The 17191-nt window shown below is 68.9% G+C and carries 14 protein-coding genes; 8 read left to right on the top strand and 6 right to left on the bottom strand.

Annotated elements, in window-relative coordinates:
• Positions 1 to 66: 66 nt before the first annotated feature.
• The 4 genes from pdeM to ASD87_RS14635 are packed head-to-tail and all read right to left on the bottom strand — an operon-like array spanning position 67 to position 5834.
• Complete coding sequence (gene pdeM / locus ASD87_RS14650) at positions 67 to 738, bottom strand: ligase-associated DNA damage response endonuclease PdeM (protein WP_056322877.1); 672 nt, start codon at positions 736 to 738, stop codon at positions 67 to 69.
• Positions 722 to 3184, bottom strand: a complete 2463-nt coding sequence (locus tag ASD87_RS14645) for a ligase-associated DNA damage response DEXH box helicase (RefSeq protein WP_056322875.1) — start codon at positions 3182 to 3184, stop codon at positions 722 to 724. The genes pdeM and ASD87_RS14645 overlap by 17 nt, the downstream gene beginning before the upstream one ends.
• Positions 3181 to 4785, bottom strand: coding sequence for an ATP-dependent DNA ligase (locus ASD87_RS14640; protein ID WP_056322874.1), 1605 nt, complete (start codon positions 4783 to 4785; stop codon positions 3181 to 3183). Before ASD87_RS14640 ends, ASD87_RS14645 begins: the two co-directional genes overlap by 4 nt.
• Positions 4786 to 4832: 47 nt before the next feature.
• Positions 4833 to 5834 carry a ligase-associated DNA damage response exonuclease gene (locus ASD87_RS14635; protein ID WP_056322871.1) on the bottom strand — a complete coding sequence of 334 codons (1002 nt, stop codon included), beginning with the start codon at positions 5832 to 5834 and terminating at the stop codon, positions 4833 to 4835.
• 299 nt (positions 5835 to 6133) lie between these two features.
• Here ASD87_RS14635 and ASD87_RS14630 point away from each other — a divergent pair, with 299 nt between their 5' ends.
• A complete protein-coding gene (locus ASD87_RS14630; protein ID WP_056322869.1) occupies positions 6134 to 7537 on the top strand; it encodes a hypothetical protein in 1404 nt (467 codons plus the stop codon).
• Between the two features lie 28 nt (positions 7538 to 7565).
• Here the strand turns inward: ASD87_RS14630 and ASD87_RS14625 are convergent, their stop codons facing one another.
• The gene (locus ASD87_RS14625; protein WP_056322867.1) at positions 7566 to 8510 is read right to left on the bottom strand and encodes a LysR family transcriptional regulator; all 945 of its coding nucleotides are present in this window, start codon (positions 8508 to 8510) and stop codon (positions 7566 to 7568) included.
• 104 nt (positions 8511 to 8614) lie between these two features.
• Here ASD87_RS14625 and ASD87_RS14620 point away from each other — a divergent pair, with 104 nt between their 5' ends.
• From ASD87_RS14620 to ASD87_RS14605, 4 genes are all read left to right on the top strand, one after another.
• The gene (locus ASD87_RS14620) at positions 8615 to 9826 is read left to right on the top strand and encodes a CaiB/BaiF CoA-transferase family protein (RefSeq protein WP_056322865.1); all 1212 of its coding nucleotides are present in this window, start codon (positions 8615 to 8617) and stop codon (positions 9824 to 9826) included.
• Entirely contained in the window at positions 9826 to 10902 is a 1077-nt protein-coding gene (locus ASD87_RS14615) for an NADPH:quinone oxidoreductase family protein (RefSeq protein WP_082586285.1), read from the top strand. Before ASD87_RS14620 ends, ASD87_RS14615 begins: the two co-directional genes overlap by 1 nt.
• Entirely contained in the window at positions 10839 to 11873 is a 1035-nt protein-coding gene (locus ASD87_RS14610; RefSeq protein WP_082586284.1) for a tripartite tricarboxylate transporter substrate binding protein, read from the top strand. Before ASD87_RS14615 ends, ASD87_RS14610 begins: the two co-directional genes overlap by 64 nt.
• 133 nt (positions 11874 to 12006) lie before the next feature.
• Positions 12007 to 13032, top strand: a complete 1026-nt coding sequence (locus ASD87_RS14605; protein ID WP_056322862.1) for a histone deacetylase family protein — start codon at positions 12007 to 12009, stop codon at positions 13030 to 13032.
• Between the two features lie 17 nt (positions 13033 to 13049).
• On the opposite strand, the gene ASD87_RS14600 is transcribed toward ASD87_RS14605, so the two are convergent.
• On the bottom strand, positions 13050 to 13565 hold the full coding sequence (locus ASD87_RS14600) for a GNAT family N-acetyltransferase (RefSeq protein ID WP_056322860.1): 516 nt from the start codon (positions 13563 to 13565) through the stop codon (positions 13050 to 13052).
• 170 nt (positions 13566 to 13735) lie between these two features.
• Between ASD87_RS14600 and ASD87_RS14595 the strand changes: the two genes are divergently transcribed.
• From ASD87_RS14595 to ASD87_RS14585, 3 genes are all read left to right on the top strand, one after another.
• Positions 13736 to 14869, top strand: coding sequence for a metallophosphoesterase (locus ASD87_RS14595; RefSeq protein ID WP_056324504.1), 1134 nt, complete (start codon positions 13736 to 13738; stop codon positions 14867 to 14869).
• Positions 14870 to 15179: 310 nt separating this feature from the next.
• Complete coding sequence (locus ASD87_RS14590; RefSeq protein ID WP_056322857.1) at positions 15180 to 16058, top strand: RNA ligase family protein; 879 nt, start codon at positions 15180 to 15182, stop codon at positions 16056 to 16058.
• The gene (locus tag ASD87_RS14585; protein ID WP_056322855.1) at positions 16055 to 17191 is read left to right on the top strand and encodes an AAA family ATPase; all 1137 of its coding nucleotides are present in this window, start codon (positions 16055 to 16057) and stop codon (positions 17189 to 17191) included. Before ASD87_RS14590 ends, ASD87_RS14585 begins: the two co-directional genes overlap by 4 nt.

The raw sequence follows: 17191 nt of genomic DNA, 5'->3' as shown, positions 1-17191 counted from the left end.
TGGGACACAAGGTGCGCGAGAAGATGCGCCCTGTTCAGCAAGCGTCGTGCCCGTCACGGCGGGGCGTCACGGCCGGGGTGGGGACCACCCCAGCGCCAGCGCATCGCCTTCCACGCATGCGACTAACGACGCGCCCTGCCCGCCTTGCACCGGATGTCCGCCCGTGAAGTCGGAAAACGCCGGCAGGACGGTGATGCCGGGGCGCAGCCAGAAGGCCGGCCAGCTGCGCGGCACGCCCGGCACGCGCGTCTTCGGATGCACGTGGCCGGCAATGACGTGCCGGCCCTGCGTGTCCGGCGTTGGCAGATGCCGGAAAAGAAATGGGCCGTCGGCCCACGCCTGCCCAAGCTGGCGCATGCCCAGCGCCGGCGCGTCCAGCGCCCGGTCGTGGTTGCCGGCCAGCACCGCCACGTCCACGCCCGCATGCGCCTCGCGCCACGCGATCCACGCATCGCGCCAGGCGGCCTGCGCGGCGGGGCCGTGCAGCACGTCGCCCACGATCAGCAGCTCGGCCGCCTGCGTCGCCGCGATCAGCGCCGACAAGCGATTCAAGTCATCCATCGTCGCGCCGCGCGGCACGGCGATGCCCGCCTGGCGAAAGACATGGCTCTTGCCCAGATGCAGGTCGGCAATCACCAGCCGGGACCGCGCCGGCCAGTGCATGGCGCGCGCGCCCAGCAGGACGACGCGTTCGCCCGCCAGCGCCATCGCCAGGCCTGCGTCAGGCGACGCGTGCATAACGCTTCTCCAGTCGCTCGGCGGCGCGCTTGACACGCGCCTGCCAAGTCTCGGTGCTGAGCTGTCCACGCAGGCTTTCGGTCCACAGCGGGAACGACAGCGGCGTGAGCGCGCGCGGTTCGCACAAGGCCAGATCGCGGCGCTGGCAGTCTTGCAGCGCCGCCAGCAGGCGCGGCGCCTCCAGTTGCAATTCAAAGACTTCGCGCTCCGCCTGCGCCAGCAGAAGGTGATCGGGATCGTAGCGGCGCAGCACGTCGTAGAGCAGACCGCTGGACGCCTGCACCTGCCGCAGCGAGCGCGCCGCCTGCCCCGGCAACGACGGCGTCAGCAGGCCGGCAACGCGGGCAATCTCCCGGAACTGGCGGCGCGCCATTTCGCCAAGATTCACGCCCTCGCGCAGGTCCTCGGCCATGTTGTCGGGACTGAGCAGCGCGCGCAGCAGCGCGTCGTCCAGCGCGGCGGGTTCGGCCAAGGTCAGCATCAGGCCGTAGTCATTGACGGTGTAGGAAATCGTGTTGGGCTGGCGCCGGCCCCAGCGCAGCGCGACCATCGCGGCGATGCCCTCGTGCACGGCGCGGCCGGCGAACGGAAACAGGAACAGATGCGTGCCGCGCCGCGTCTTGATGAGCTCGGCCACCAGCCGGCCGTGGTCGGGCAGCGCGCTGGCCGCTTCCTGAATCCGCAGCAGCGGCCCGACCGCACGCATTTCTGGATGGTCGCCGGGATGGGAATACAGGCTTTCCACTTCGCTCGCCAACTGCGTCGACAAGGGCATGCGGCCGCCCTGCCACGTCGCGACGGGCCCGTCGCCGGCCTTTGCGCGGCGCACGTAGGCGACCATGCCCTCCAGCCGCACCAGCTCCAGCGTGCGGCCGGCGAACTGAAAGCGGTCGCCGCGCCGCAGACGCGCCAGGAACCCTTCCTCGACGGACCCCAGACTGCCGCCCCGCAGATACTTCACCGCCACCGCGCCGTCGGACGTAATGGTGCCGATGGACAACCGATGACGGAAGGCGATGCGCCGGTCGTGCACGCGGTAGCAGCCATCCTCGTCGCGCACCACGCGGTGGTAGTCCGGGTACTTTGCCAGCGCGCGCCCTCCTTGCACGATGAAGTCCAGCACGGCCTGCCACGTTGCAGCGTCGAGCGTGGCGTAGGCATGCGTGCCGCGAACTTCCTCGTACAGTTCGGCGGCGTCGAACCCGCCGCCCAGCGCCAGCGTCACGGCGTGCTGGGCCAGCACGTCCAGGCTGCCGATGGGCGGCATGCGCGATTCGATCTCGCCGCGCGCAATCGCCTGGCGGGCCGCGGCATATTCGATCAGTTCCAGCGCCTGCGCCGGCACGCAGACGACGTTGCCCGATTCGCCCGGCCGATGCTTGGCGCGGCCGGCCCGCTGCAACAGGCGCGCCACGCCCTTTGGGCTGCCGATCTGCAGCACCTGGTCCACCGCCGGGAAATCCACGCCCAGATCCAGGCTGGACGTCGCGACCACGCAGCGCACCGTGCCGTCGCGCAGCCCTTGCTCGACCCCGGCGCGCAGCTTGGGATCCAGCGAGCCGTGATGCAGGGCCAGCGTGCCCGGGGCTTCCGGCCAGATCGATTCCAGCGCGCGATGCCACAGCTCGGCCTGCGCCCGGGTATTCGTGAACAGCAGCGTCGCGCGCACGTCGAACAGGCGCTTGAAGACGCGTTCGAGCTGCGACAGCCCCAGGTGGCCCGCCCAAGGCAGCGCGCGGCTGCGTTCCGGCAGCAAGGTCGAGATCTGGATCTTGCGCGGCTTGGCGCCCGCCACCAGCGCGCTGTCCGGCGCCTGCGGCAGCAGCACCGCCCGCGCCTGCTCCAGATTGCCCAGCGTGGCGGACAGCCCCCAGGTCCTTGCGGCCGGCGACAGCTTCCGAACGCGCGCCAGGCATAGCTGCAACAGCACGCCCCGCTTGTTGCCCAGCAGCTCGTGCCATTCGTCCACCACAATGCAGCGCAACGCGCGAAAGCGCAGCGACGCATCGGCGTACGACAGCAGCAGCGCCAGCGATTCGGGCGTGATGACCAGCACGTGCGCCTTGCCCTGCCGCGCCAGCCGCTTGTCACGCGCGCTGGCGTCGCCGGTGCGCAACGCGACCGTCCAGTCGATGCCCAATTCGCTCGCCGTCTGCGTCAATGCCCGCGTGGTATCGGCGGCCAGCGCGCGCAGCGGCGTCACCCACAGCACGCGCGGTCCCTCGCCCGCGGCCGCGCGCACCGGTGTGTCGTCTTCAAGCGCTTCGAGCAGCGGGCCGCCAAATGCCGCCAATGTCTTGCCGCTGCCCGTCGGCGTGTGCAGCAACCCCGACTCGCCATCCAGATAACGGCGCCACGTTTCGCGCTGAAAAGGCGCGGGCTTCCAGCCGCGTGTCTTGAACCACGCGATCAGCGGCGCGTCCCTGCCCCGGGCCCCGCCACTCATCGCGCCAGCGCCTTCAGGGTGACAAGCTGATCGGCCTCGCCTGCAGGCTTGTCGTGCCGCCAGCGCAGGATGCGCGGAAAGCGCACCGCCACGCCGGACTTGTGCCGTTTGGACAGGTTGACACCCTCAAAGCCCAGTTCGAACACCTGCACCGGCTCGACCGAGCGCACCGGCCCGAAGCGCTCGCGCGTGTGGGCGCGCAGCCAGCGATCCAGTTCCAGGATCTCTTTGTCGTCCAGCCCCGAATATGCCTTGGCGATCGGCACCAGCGCATCGCCATCCCACAGCCCGAAGGTGTAGTCGGTGTAGAGCGTGCTGCGCCGGCCATGACCGGATTGCGCGTACAACAACACGGCGTCGATGGTGAGCGGATCGATTTTCCACTTCCACCAGTCGCCGCGCCGCCGCCCGCTTTGATAGGGCGCGCTGCGGCGCTTGAGCATGAAGCCTTCGACACCGCGCTCGCGCGATTCCGCGCGCAGTGCGAGGGCCTCGTCCCAGTCCGAGGGCGCCACGGCCGGCGACATGCGCAGCCGCGGATCGGGGTGGCGGCGCAGCAGCGCTTCCAGTCGCTCACGCCGCTGTGCCTGCGGCAATTCGCGCAGGTCCTCGCCCTCCAGTTCAAGCAGGTCGTACGCCAGCATCTGCACCGGCGCCTCGGCCAGCCACTTGGGGCCGGGCTTTAAGCGCTGGATACGGGTTTGCAGTGCTGAAAACGGCATGGGGTCCGTCTGGCCATCCTGCCAGGCCAGCAACTCGCCATCGATGACGCAGTCCACGTTCAGCGCGGCGGCGGCCGCTTCCACTTCCGGAAAACGCCCGTCCAGCCGCTCTTCGCCGCGCGACCACAGCGACACTTCGCCGTGGCGCCGGATCAGCTGCGCGCGGATCCCATCCCACTTCCATTCCAGCAGCCACTCGTCGATGGGGCCCAGAATGGCGGGCTCGCCTTCAAGCGGCGAGGCCAGGAAGAAGGGGTAAGGCTGCTGGCGATCGCCGGGCAGCTCTTCGACGCTGAGCAAGTCGCGCAGGAACGCCGGGCTGGGGGACCACGCGCCCAGCATGCGCTGCGCGATGCGGGCGATGGGCACCCCCGACATCTCGGCCAGCGCCTGCTGCACCATGCGCTGCGACACCCCGACGCGCAGCGCGCCGGTCAGCAGCTTGTTGAACACGAGACGTTCGGCATAGGGCAGGCCCAGCCACGCCGACACGACGACCTCGCGCCGCTCGGTCTCGTCGCGATTGGCCACAGGCAGCAAGACCTCTTCGATCCAATCGGCCAGCCCGCGATCGGGCGCGGCCTGTACCGGATCCGGCACCAGCAACGCCAAGGTTTCGGCCAGGTCGCCGACCTGGTCATAGCAGGCGTCCAGCAGCCACGGCGCCGTGCCGGAGGCGTCGGCCGCCCAAGCGCGCAGCTCGCCCACGCCGGCAATCTTCTTGCGCGCGCTGGTGATCTTGCCGCCCGCCAGCAGATACAGCGCCCAGACCGCGTCGCGCGGCGGCGCATCGCGGAAGTACGCCACCAGCGCCGCGCGCTTGTCCAAGGTGGCTGTGCTGCGGTCGAGCTCCTGATACAACCCCGCGAATCGCTTCATGCCTGCGTCCGTTCCCCTGTCGATGATCCAGGATGTTCGTGTCCGTCCTAGTCGTCTTCTCCGTACTGCGTCACCAGCGTCTCCGCGGCGATGCCCGAATCATTCAGCGTCCGCACCAGCGCCTCGGTGTCGCCGTGCGTGGCGATGACCCGCTTGGCGCCGGTGTCGCGGATCGTGCGCACCAGATCGGGCCAATCCGCATGGTCCGACACCACGAAACCCCGATCCATGTTGCGCCGCCGCCGATTGCCCCGCAGCCGCATCCACCCGGACGCAAACCCATGCTGCGCCTTGCGAAAGCGCCGCAGCCACGGGCTGCCGGCAGCTGACGGCGGCGCAAGGATCAGCTCCCCAGCAAATCCCGTGCCCGAGGCGGCGGGGCCGTCCGCGTCGATGACCAGCCGCGTCTCGGCCAGCGGCACGCCCGCCTTGCGGTACACGTCCACGCCTGCGGCGATTGCGCCATGCAGGTAGACCGGGCGGTCGATGAACGGGATCAATTCCGCAAGCACGCGTTGCGCCTTGCCTAACGCATAGCAATACAGAATGGCCGCCTCGCCACGCGCGGCGCAGTGGTCGCGCCACTGCACGATGTCGCGCGCCACGTCCGAGGCGCTGGGCCAGCGATAGATGGGCAACCCAAAGGTGGCCTCGGTGATGAAGGTGTCGCACGGCACGACTTCAAAGGGGCTGCACGTCGGATCGGGTTGGCGCTTGTAGTCGCCGGACACAACCCAGACTTCGCCACCGACTTCGATGCGCACTTGCGCCGATCCAAGCACGTGGCCGGCCGGATGCAGCGACACGCGCGCGTCGCCCAACGTGAAGGTCTCGCCGTACGCATGGACCCGGTAATCCTGGTCGCCCAGGCGCCATTGCAGAATGGGCAAGCCTTCTGCGCTGGTGTGATAGCGGCCCATGCCCGAACGCGCATGATCGCCGTGACCGTGCGTCAGCACGGCCACGTCCACCGGCCGCCAGGGATCGATATGAAAGCCGCCGGCCGGACAGTACAGCCCTTCCGGACGCAATTGCACGATATCGCGCATGGCACCTCCCGATCGGCGCGGCGCAAGGGGTTCGCGGCCGCTTGCCTTGGTTATACCCCGCGCCGCCGCGGGAAATCCGCGCCAAACGCGCGCCGCTAACATCCGATGAGAATTTAAAACTTCAGTTGCAGACGAGGGGCGTCGCAAGCAAGTAGTGTGTAGCGGTGGCTCAAAGGAGAAAATATGCGTACAAATCACATCCTCACCATCATTGCCCTGGTCGTCGTGGTATCGATCGCCGTGTCGGTCGTACCCTGGTAGTTATCTAGCGACGAGGCCGGGCATGCCACGGAACCTTCATGCCCGCTGCCTTACCGCCCGCCTTGATCGAACAGACGCTGCGCGCCGTGGCGCGCCGCTACCGCGTCGCGGCGATGTCCGCACCCACGCGCGGGCTTGAAGATTCCGACCCGGCGGCGGCGCTTGCCGCCGCCATCGAAGCGGGCCGCGCGGCGCTGACTTCCGGTGCCGAGCCCCAGCGTGAGCATCAGCATCTCTTTGTCGCCGCGCTGTCGCGGTTGATTCGCGACGCCCTGCGGGACCGGGGCGGAGATCCCGTTTTCCAGGCCATGGTCCTGCGCCATCAAAGTGCGCAGGTGCGCGAACATGCTTCGCTATCGGCGCATGCGGGCGCGGACCGGCGCGCCGTGCGCACGGCGGTGGCTGCGTTTGCGCATCCCGGCAAGCGTCGCCGGATGCCCGCCGGGCCGTTGGCGGATGCGCTCGCGGACTTGGATGGCGCCTGCGCCGCCGGCGAATGGCGCGCGCTGACGCAAGGCGTGCAAGCCCTGCTTTCCGCACTGGGGTCCGATGAGAAGGCGGACCCAGCGCTTGCCGGTCAACTGGAGGGGTTGCTTCGCGACCCCGCCTTGGCGCGTCTGCGGCGGCAGGACGACTTGGCGTCGGATCCCCAGGTTCAACGCTATCAATCCCTGTGGCAGCGCCAAGGCCCGCGCACCGGCACGCCCGAGGCCGCCGCCCAGGGGCTGGACGCCCGGCGCCGCGGTGTGGCCGTCGAGGCGCGCGCGGAATCGTCAATCGCTGCGCTGGCCCAACACCTTGCGCAGGCGGCTGGCGAGACCTATCGGGTGGCCACGTCCCTGCGCGTACCGGCATCGATACCCGGCAATGCCGACCGCGCCAAGACCGAATGGGACGTGGCCCTGCTGCGCCAGTCGGGTGGCGATGCGGCGGACCCGGTCTGGGATGTGTGTCTGCTGGTGGAGGCCAAGGCGTCCACGGATGCCGCCACCACGGATCTGCCGCGGTTGCTGCGGGGCCTGCGGCTGCTCAAGCATGCCGATGCGCAGACCACTTATGTGTTCGACAGCCATCAGGGGCCCCTGCGGCTGCGCGGGGCGGCGCTGGCCGCCCTGCCGGCGGACCCGGACGAGCTGGCCAGCACGATCCTGTATTTCTCGGACGCGCCCGCAGAACCCGCGCCCCGGCTGCTCAGCGCCGCGAGCCGCATGCAGCTGCTTTCCGCGCAAAAGAGTTTGGACTACGCCAGCCAGACGATCGCAGGCGAAGCGCCGGATTCGCAGACGCTTGCGCCGCTATGGCATCAACTGCTTGCACAGCCACGCTGGAGCCCCGTGCTCAATCAGTTTCCGTGCTTGCAGCAGGTGCGGGCGTTGATGGTGCATGCCGACGATCTTGAGGCGGCCATCGCGCGGTTGGGTCAGGACCGCGTAAAGACCTGACCGCTGCGCACGCGCAAGTTCCTTCGCATTACTGCGCGGCGCCAAGCGTCCCGCCCCAGTCCCGCGCATGCCGCTCGATGTGCCCGCGGATGAAGTCGGCAAGCACGCGCGTGGCCATCGACGGAAAGCGGTTCGGTGCAGACAGCAGATAGATGGCATCGCCCACGCCCTCGGGCTCGAACGTGGGCAACACCTGCACCAGCGTCTGATCGCGCAGCATTTCCCACACGGCGTAGCGCGGCAGCAGCGCCACACCCAGGCCCGCCTGCACCGCGTCGCGCAGGAACGGATAATCGCCCGACTGCAGCCGCGGCGCCACTCGCAGGATCAACGGATCGCCGTGCGCCTGCTTGAGCCGCAGATCGAAGCGCCGGCCCATCGATTGCGGCGCGATGAGGTCGCAACGGCCCAACTGTTCGATGTGCCGCACCGGCCCGTTGCGCGCCAGGAAGCCGGGCGATGCGCACAGGCACCACTGGATGCCGCATAGCCGCCGCGCCACGTGATCCTCGGGCGGAGACGAGGTGATCTTGAGCGCAATGTCGACCTCGGCGGAGATCAGGTCGCCGATGCCGTCGTTGATGTGCACGCGCAGCGCGATGTCGGGATGGGCGCGCGCGAACTCCAGCAGCACCGGCGCCAGATAAAGATGGCCAAGCCCCGTGGGCAGGCGGATACGCACATCGCCGCGCACCGCGCCATCGAGGCTGTCGATGGCCGCCTGCACCGCGCGCATCTCGTCCAGCAGCCGGATGCCGTGCCGGTACAGCAACTGCCCCGCCTGCGTCAGTTCGACATGGCGGGTGGTGCGCCGGAACAGTTGCGCCCCCAGATCGAGTTCCAGCCGCTTCAGCCGATGCGACATGTTCGACCGCGTCATGCCGCAGCGCTGGGCGGCTGCGCTGAGATTGCGCGACTCGACCATCGCGACAAATAGCCTGACGAGGTTCAGGTCCGGCATATTGTCAATCATGATTCACCATTCCCGGCACAAACCGATGGATTGTCCAATGCGTCGGCCGAGTCTAGCATCGTCTTCATTGCCCTAGACCCCTTGCCGAGGAGCGCCCGATCCCCATGCCGACCCCGCCCATTGACGCTTCTTGCGGCCCCTACGCCGGACTGCGTGTGCTGGACCTGAGCCAGGGGATCGCGGGCCCGTACTGCGCGCAGATCCTGTGGCAGCAAGGCGCCGACGTCATGAAGGTGGAGCCGCCCGACGGCGACTGGGGCCGGCACGTGGGCGTTGTGCGCGACGACCAGAGCGCGCTGTCCATCGCCTACAACGCCGGCAAGCGCGGCGTGTGCGTGGACGCGCGCCAGCCGCGCGGCAAGGCACTTCTGGCGGAGCTGGCGCAACGCGCGGACCTGGTGATCCAGAACTTCCGGCCGGGCGTGGCCGAGCGCATGGGGGTGGGCTACGACAGCCTCGCGGCGCGTTGCCCCGGCCTCGTCTACGTGTCCATCAGCGGTTACGGACCGGACGGCCCCTATGCCAACGCGCCGGCTTCGGATTCGGTGATGCAGGCCGACAGCGGCCTGATGTTCGCCAACCAGACGCCCGCCGGCGAGCCCCGCCGCATCGGCCTCTTGATGGCAGACATCGCCACCGCGCTGTACGCCGTGCAGGCCGCCAGTGCCGCGCTCTACCAGCAGGCGCGCAGCGGCCGCGGCCAGCATGTGCAGCTCAGCCTGCTTGCCGCCTGCGCGGCCTTGCAGGTGAACGACATTCTTGCCTACGGCATCGCGGGGCAGCGCGAGGCGGTGGCGGTCAGCGCGCCCAACGGCGTGTTCGACACCGCCGACGCGCGCCTGTCGGTGCTGGCGCTGAACAACGATCAGTTCGCGCGCTTGTGCCGCGCGCTGGAGCGGACCGATTGGCTGGCCGACCCGGCCCTGTCCACCAACGCGGGGCGCATGGCGCAGCGCGACCGCCTGCATCGGGAAATGGCCGAGCAACTGGCGCTGCATCCCGCCGCGCACTGGGTGGAACGGCTAGCGCGCGAAGACGTGCTGCACGCCCGCGTGCGCGATTACGACGGTCTGGCCGCGCATCCGCAGGCCGCGCACCTGGGCTTGCTGGAACCGCTGGCGCAGCCGGGCGGCGAGCCGCTGCCCTATGCGCGCGCGGCCGGCGCCTTGTCGCGCCGGCCCCTTGCCGCCGCGCCCGCGGTCGGTGAGCACACGGTGGAGGCACTGACCGATTGGGGCGTGCCGCGCGGGCAGATCCAGGCCCTGCTTGAGACCGGCGTGCTGCGCCAGGCTGCTTGCAGCAAGGAGGCCGTCTGATGCGCGCCCTGGTCTGCCATCGCCACGGTCCGGTCGAGGACGTCGTGCCCGGCGAGCTTGCCGACGCGCCCGCCCCCGCTCCCGACGAGGTCACCATCGCCATCGAGCATGCGAGCGTCAGCCATGCAACCAAGCTGCTGATCGAGGGGCGCTATCAAAGCCGCCCGCCCCTGCCCTTTGCGCCCGGCACGGAGGCCGCCGGCCGCGTCATCGCCTGCGGCGCCAAGGTCACGCGCCTCAAGCCCGGCGACAGGGTGGTGGCGCTGGCGCGCTGGGGCTGCTACGCCGAACGCCTGACCGTGCCCGAATACACCGTCTATCCGGTGCCCGAAGACTTGCCGCTCCTGAGCGCGCTGCCCATCCCGATTTCGTACGGCACCGCCTGGACAGCGCTGCTCTGGCGCGCCGCCATGCAGCCCGGCGAGACGGTGCTGGTTCTGGGCGCCGGCTCCGGCGTGGGGTTGGCAGCCGTCGAGATTGCCTCGGCACTGGGCGCAAACGTGATCGCCTGCGCCAGCACGCCGGAAAAGCGCCAGGCCGCGCTGGACGCGGGCGCGGCCCATGCGTTCGCCGCCGACGCGCACATGCCGCAGGCCGTCAAGGCAGCCAGCCACGGGCATGGCGCGGACGTGGTGCTGGACGCCGTGGGCGGCGACGCCTTTGAACACAGCGTGCGCGCCGCGGCAGCCAACGCGCGCATGGTGTCGGTGGGGTTCGCCAGCGGCCGCATTCCCGACGTGCCGCTGAACCTGCTGCTTGTGAAGAACATTGCCCTGCATGGGTTTTTCTTTGGCCGCTACATCGGCTGGACGCCCGCGGACGAACGCATCGTCCACGCGCCCGCCGTGCAGCGGACCATGTCCACCCTCTTCGACTGGGCCCGCCGCCAGCGGATCCGGCCGGCTGTAACGGCGATCTATCCGATCACCGGTCTTGCCGCAGCACTCGCCGCCCTGGAAAGCCGACAAGTCGTCGGCAAGGTGGCGATCACAATAACGACGGAGACAACCCCATGCGTACCCACGACTTCCGGCGCGCCGCCTGGCCGCGCCGCGCCCGCGCAGCGATCGATGTAGCGCCCCGCGTTCGCCAGCTTGCAGCCTTGGCCCTGGCGGCCAGTTGCGCCTGCTTTACGGCCGCGGCGCAGGCTGCCGATGCCTACCCCAGCAAGCCCATCACCATGGTGGTGCCCTACCCGCCGGGCGGCCCGACCGATATCGTGGCGCGGCTGGTGGCCGCGGAAATGTCCAAGACCATCGGCCAGAACATCGTCGTCGACAACAAGCCGGGCGCCAGCGGCATGATCGGCGCGGACCTGGTGGCGCGCGCCGCGCCCGACGGCTACACATTCCTGGCCAACGCCTCGCTGCATGTCATCAACCCGTACATCTACGCGTCGATGCGCTATGACGCCTTCAAGGATTTCGTTCCCATCACGCAGCTGGCGGACGTGCCGCTGGTGCTGGTGGTGCCGCAGACGTCCAAGGTGCGGACCGTGCAGGACCTGGTGGCGCAGGGCAAGACCCAGCCGCTGAACTTCGGTTCGGCCGGCTCGGCGTCTGCGCAGCAGCTTGCGGGCGAGTCCTTCAAGGTGCGCACCGGCCTGCCGATGCAGCATGTGCCCTACAAAGGCAGCGCGCCCGCGCTGACGGATCTGGTGGGCGGACAGATTCAGCTGATGTTCGATTCCATGCCGTCGGCCATGCCCTTCATCAAGTCCGGCAAGCTGCGCGCGGTGGCGGTCACCACAAGCCGGCGAGTGGATGAGCTGCCCGACGTGCCCACGATGGCCGAGTCCGGATTTCCGGGCTTTGACATCAGCACCTGGTACGGCCTGTGGGCGCCCAAAGGCACGCCACCGGCCATCGTGGCCAAGCTGTCCGAGCACGCGGCCCGGGCGCTTAGCCAGCCCAATGTCGTGACGCAGTATGCGGGCCTGGGCGCCAAGCCGGTGGGATCGGACCCCGCGACGTTTGCCCGATTCAACGTGTCGGAAGGCGAAAAGTGGCGGGACATCGTCAAGGCAGCGCAAATCAAGCCGCAGTAGTGGGAAAGGCGGGCCGCAAAGACCTTCGGACCGGACGCGGGCACGCGCGGCGCGGGTAATCCCCCATAAGCAGCGCCGCGCCGCTGGATAAGAATTCATGGTTTGCGAGCCAACCAGTCCAGAGGTCCCAGGCATGAAGGCGTTCTTTCACGACGATCAAAAGCTTCACCATCCGCAGACCTACTTTTCGCGCGGCAAGATGCGCACGCCGCAGGAGGTGCCGTCGCGGCTGGACGGCCTGGTGCAGGCGGCGCGCAAGCTGGGCTTCGACGTCCAGGCGCCGGCCGACGACGGGGCGGGCGCGATCGCGGCGGTGCACAGCCTGGATTACCTGCGCTTTCTGCAAGATGCGCATGAAGACTGGATGAAGCTGCCCGGAGACTGGGGCGGCGAGGTCGTGTCGAACGTCTTCGTGCGCGAGCCCAACGCGCTGCGCGGCGTGCTGGCCAAGGCCGGGCGTTACCTGGCCGATGGCAGTTGCCCGGTTGGCCCGAAGACCTGGCATTCGGCCTACTGGTCGGCGCAGTGCGCCATCGCGGGCGCCGATGCGCTGCTGGCCGGCGACCGCAGCGCCTACGCCATCTGCCGCCCGCCCGGCCACCATGCGCGGCGCGATGCCGCGGGCGGCTTCTGCTACCTGAACAACGCCGCCATCGCCGCCCAGCGGCTGACCCGCCGGTTTCCCCGCGTCGCCATCCTGGACACCGACATGCACCACGGCCAGGGCATCCAGGAAATCTTCTACGAACGAAGCGACGTGCTGTACGTCTCCATCCACGGCGATCCCGAGAACTTCTACCCTGTGGTGGCGGGCTTCGAGGACGAGCGCGGCGCCGGCGCGGGCTACGGCTACAACATCAACCTGCCCATGCCGCACGGTTCTCCGGAATCCGTGTTCTTCGAGCGGCTGGCGCAGGCGCGCCGCGCGATCGCATTGTTCCAGCCCGATGCCCTGGTGCTGTCGCTGGGCTTTGACATCTTCGAGAAGGATCCCCAGGCCATGGTCAGCGTGACGGAAGACGGCTTCGAGCGCCTGGGCCGCGAGGTCGGCGGCCTGAACCTGCCCACATTGATCGTGCAGGAAGGGGGCTATTACATCGATGGGCTGGAATCGAATGCGACGCGGTTTTTTGCGGGGCTGACGGGCGCTGGGCGCTAGGCGGCTGCCCCGGCCAGTCACGCGCCGCCGGCAACCGGCAGGCGCATCGCCACACGCCGCTGCGCGGGCAGCCCGTGCCGGGCTTCCGCTTGCAGCACCGCGTAAAGCCGCGTCCCGGGCAACGCGGCCTCCTCGCGAAACCCCATCCGCGCATACCACGGCGCGTTCCAGGCCAGATCGCGAAAGGTCGTCAGCGTGACCGCGGACAGCCCAGCCGCCGCGGCATGGCCGCACGCGGCCTGCACCAGACGCTGACCGAGCCCCATCCGCTGATGATCTGCATCGACCGCCAGTTCCCACACATGCAGGTCGTCGTCAAAGCGCTCCGCGCATAGAAATCCGCACACACGATCGGCGTCCTGCGCCACCCACGCCGTGCCCAGCGCGATCAGGCGCCGATGTTCGGATTCGGACATGACCGCATCGTCCGCGATCCACGCCAGCCCGGGCGCGGCGCGAAACACCGCCGCCGCGGATCGTTCGATGGCGGGCAAGAGGATGGCATCTTCGGGACGGGCGAAACGGATCGACATGGGGCGCAGAAATCTCCAAATGCAGGCGCCAGCGATTCTACGCCGCGCCCTGTTTCAATCCCCCCCCGCAATCCGTTGTTTAATCGGCGATCCCTCGCGGGACACTTCGCTGGGGCGGCCGCAATAGGCTGACCCCGCCGATTCCAACAACAAGGTTCAGGATGTCGCACGTGTTTCATGTCATCACCGCGTTTATCGCGCTCTACGTCATCTGGCGCTTCGTCTGGCGTCTGCGCTGGCCGGCCGCCGGCAAGGTGTTGCTGTCGGCATTGGTGCTGCTTGCCGCCGAACATCACCTCATCACCCGCACCTTCTTCGGCACCATGGCCTCGCCCGAGGTGCCCGCCGCCGTCCTGATGGCGCTGGGCTGGGCGTTTGGCGCGCTGATTCTGCTGGCCGTCCTCCTGTTCGTCTCGGACGTGGCGGGGCTTGCCGTGTCGTTGTTTTCGCGCCGCCGCGGCCGCGCGCTGCTGGGCTGCGCGCGCCTGCGCGCCGTGTCCGCCGTGGCCGCGCTGGCGCTGTCCGCGCTGGGTGTCTGGCAGGCGGTGCGCGTGCCGCAAGTCGAAACCATCGAAGTCGCCCTGCCCAATCTGCCGCGCGCCTACGACGGCTTTCGCATCGTGCATCTGACCGACCTGCACGCCAGCCGCCTGCTGCAACGCGACTGGATGCAGGCCGTCGTGGCGCGCGCCAATGCGCTTGATCCGGACCTGACGCTCATCACCGGCGACCTGGTCGACGGCACGCCCGCGGCCCGCGCCGCCGACGTGCAACCGCTGGCCGATCTGCGCGCGCCGCATGGCGTGGTGGCGATCCCCGGCAACCACGAGTATTACGCCGAATACCTGGGCTGGCTGCAGGCCTTCGAGAAGCTGGGCCTGCGCATGCTGCTGAACGAACACATGGTCCTTGACCGCGACGGCCAGCCGCTCGTGTTGGCGGGCATCACCGACAGCGTGGCCGCGCGCGTCGGCCAGCCGCTGCCGGATATCGACGCGGCCATGAAGGGTGTGCCGCCGTCGTCGGCGGTGATCCTGCTGAGCCACCGGCCGGTCGGCGCCAAGCGCCACGCGCAGGCAGGCGCCGGCCTGCAGCTGTCGGGCCACACGCACGGCGGCCAGATCCTGGGTCCGCACTTCATCACCCAACTGGCCAACGAGGGCTATGTGTCCGGCATGTATCAGGTCGGCGGCATGCAGCTCTACGTGAGCAACGGCGCGGGCCTGTGGCCGGGCTTTCCCATCCGGCTCGGACGGCCGTCGGAAATCACGCAGATCGTGCTGCGCGCCGCGCCTCCTGCCTGACGCTGGCGAGCGGGCCACTTCGGCGGCGCATTGACAAGCGCCGCCGCGCTGACTTAGCATTCGGCCCTGCTTTTTCAACCCTTGCCATTTTCTGGGTGCAACCGTGTCTGCCATTCGTCAATTCGCCTGAACGCCGACGAGTACCGTCCTGGTACCGCGGTCAGCCTGCCCGCATTCGCTGCTCAACGCCATGTCATGAGCACACCCCGCCCGGCAGGCGCGGATCCAGGAAGCGCAACACCACCCCATCTCTGCTTCCCCTCCCGTAAAGACTGCGTTGTCGGCTTTTCCCATCTGCTGGAGAAGACCCATGACGCTGGATTTCTGCGCCTACGCGCAATCGCTGGACCTGTTCCGATATCCCCGAACGCCCCACCTGGAAGGCTCGCGCCTGCAGGAAGGCGATGAAGGCCACGACCACGTGCCCTACCGCGCGCTGGCGGGCCAGACCCTTGTCGTTGAAGAAAAGCTCGACGGCGCGAACACGGGCATCAGTTTCAGCCCGTCGGGCGAACTGCTGCTGCAATCGCGCGGCCACTATCTGGTGGGCGGCGGGCGCGAACGGCAGTTCAGCTTCATCAAGGCCTGGGCCGCCGCGCATGCGGACTGGCTGCTGGACCGGCTGGAAGACCGCTACGTGATGTACGGCGAAACCCTGTCGAAAAAGCACTCCGTGTTCTACGACGCGCTGCCGCATCACTTCTTTGAATTCGATGTACTGGACCGCCGCACCGGCCAATTCCTGTCGACCGGCGCGCGCCGCGCGCTGCTGGCCGGCGGCCCGGTGCTGTCCGTGCCCGTGCTGTACGAAGGCCCGGCGCCCGCGCGGCTGGCCGATCTGAAGGCCCTGCTAAAGCCCTCGCTGGCCAAGACGACCGGCTGGCGCGACGCGTTCGAAGCCACCGTGCTGCGCGAAGGCCTGGACCTGGCGCGCGCCTGGAAGCAGTGCGACAAGTCGGATCTGTCCGAAGGACTCTACATCAAGGCCGAAGCCGACGGCAAGACGCTCGCCCGCTACAAGTGGGTGCGCCGCGACTTCGTGCAGGCCATCCTGGATTCGGACATGCACCATTCGGAGCAGCCCTACATCCCCAATCTGCTCGCCGACGGCGTCGACCTGTACGCGCCGCGCCTTGCGGTGGACTGGGACACCTTGCGCGGCGCCACCCGCGACGGAGAGACATCATGAACTACGAACAGATCCGGGCACTGGTTCCCACGTCAGCGCGCGGCGTAGATTACGCCGCGTGTCTGGCGGCCTTTCCCGCGCTGGAGCTGGCCAAGACCACGCCGCAGGACCCGCGCTATCACGGCGAGGGCGACGTATGGACGCACACGCAAATGGTCGTGGACGCGCTGCTCGCGCTGCCGCAGTACCAGGCTGCATCACGCGCCGACCAGGAGATCGTGTTCCTGGCGGCGCTGCTGCACGACGTGGCCAAGCACAGCACCACGGTGATCGACCCGGTGACGGGCGCCATCGGCCAGCCCGGCCATTCGCGCAAGGGCGCGATCGATGCGCGCATCGCCTTGTGGGACGCCGGCGTCCCCTTCGCGGTGCGCGAAGCCATCTGCCGGCTGATTGCCACGCACCAGGTGCCGTTTTTTGCGCTGGAAGGCTCGCGCCGCGGCCGCTCGCCCGAATTCATCGTGCGCGAGCTGTCCTGGCAAGTGTCCCTTCCGCTGCTTGCCATGCTGGCCGAGGCCGACATGCGCGGCCGCCTCTGCGCGGACGCGGGCCGCGTGCTGGACAACATCGCCCTCTTTTGCGAACTGGCGCGCGACGAAGCGTGCTTTGGCCAGCCCCGCGCCTTTGCCGATGCGCACACCGCCGTCAGCTATTTCCGCGGCGCGGACGTGCATCCGGACTACGCCTTGTTCCAGGAGCCCGGTTCGCGCGTCATCGTGATGTCGGGCCTGCCCGCCTCCGGCAAGAACACCTGGGTAGCGGCGCATCATCCCGATCTGCCGGTGGTTTCGTTCGACGATGCGCGCGAGGAACTGGGGCTGCGCCACGGCAAGAACGAGGGCATGGTGGCGCACCTGGCCGTCGACCGCGCGAAGGCCCTGCTGCGCGCCCGCGCACCCTTCGTGTGGAACGCCACCAACCTCAGCGAACTGATGCGCAAAAAGACGCTGGACCTGCTGTACGCGTATCAGGCCGACGTGGAGCTGGTGTATCTGGAAAAGCCGCGCGCCGAGCTGCTGCGGCGCAATGCCCGGCGCGACACGTCTTTGTCCAACAAGACCCTGACGGGCATGCTGCACCGCTGGGACCTGCCGCTGCCGACCGAGGCGCACCGCGTCGTCTACGCGGTGTAG

This window comes from Achromobacter sp. Root170 (assembly GCF_001428165.1).
GTDB lineage: Bacteria > Pseudomonadota > Gammaproteobacteria > Burkholderiales > Burkholderiaceae_B > Achromobacter > Achromobacter mucicolens.
Note: the sequence above shows the minus strand (reverse complement) of the source record. Positions and strands in the feature narration are given on the sequence as shown.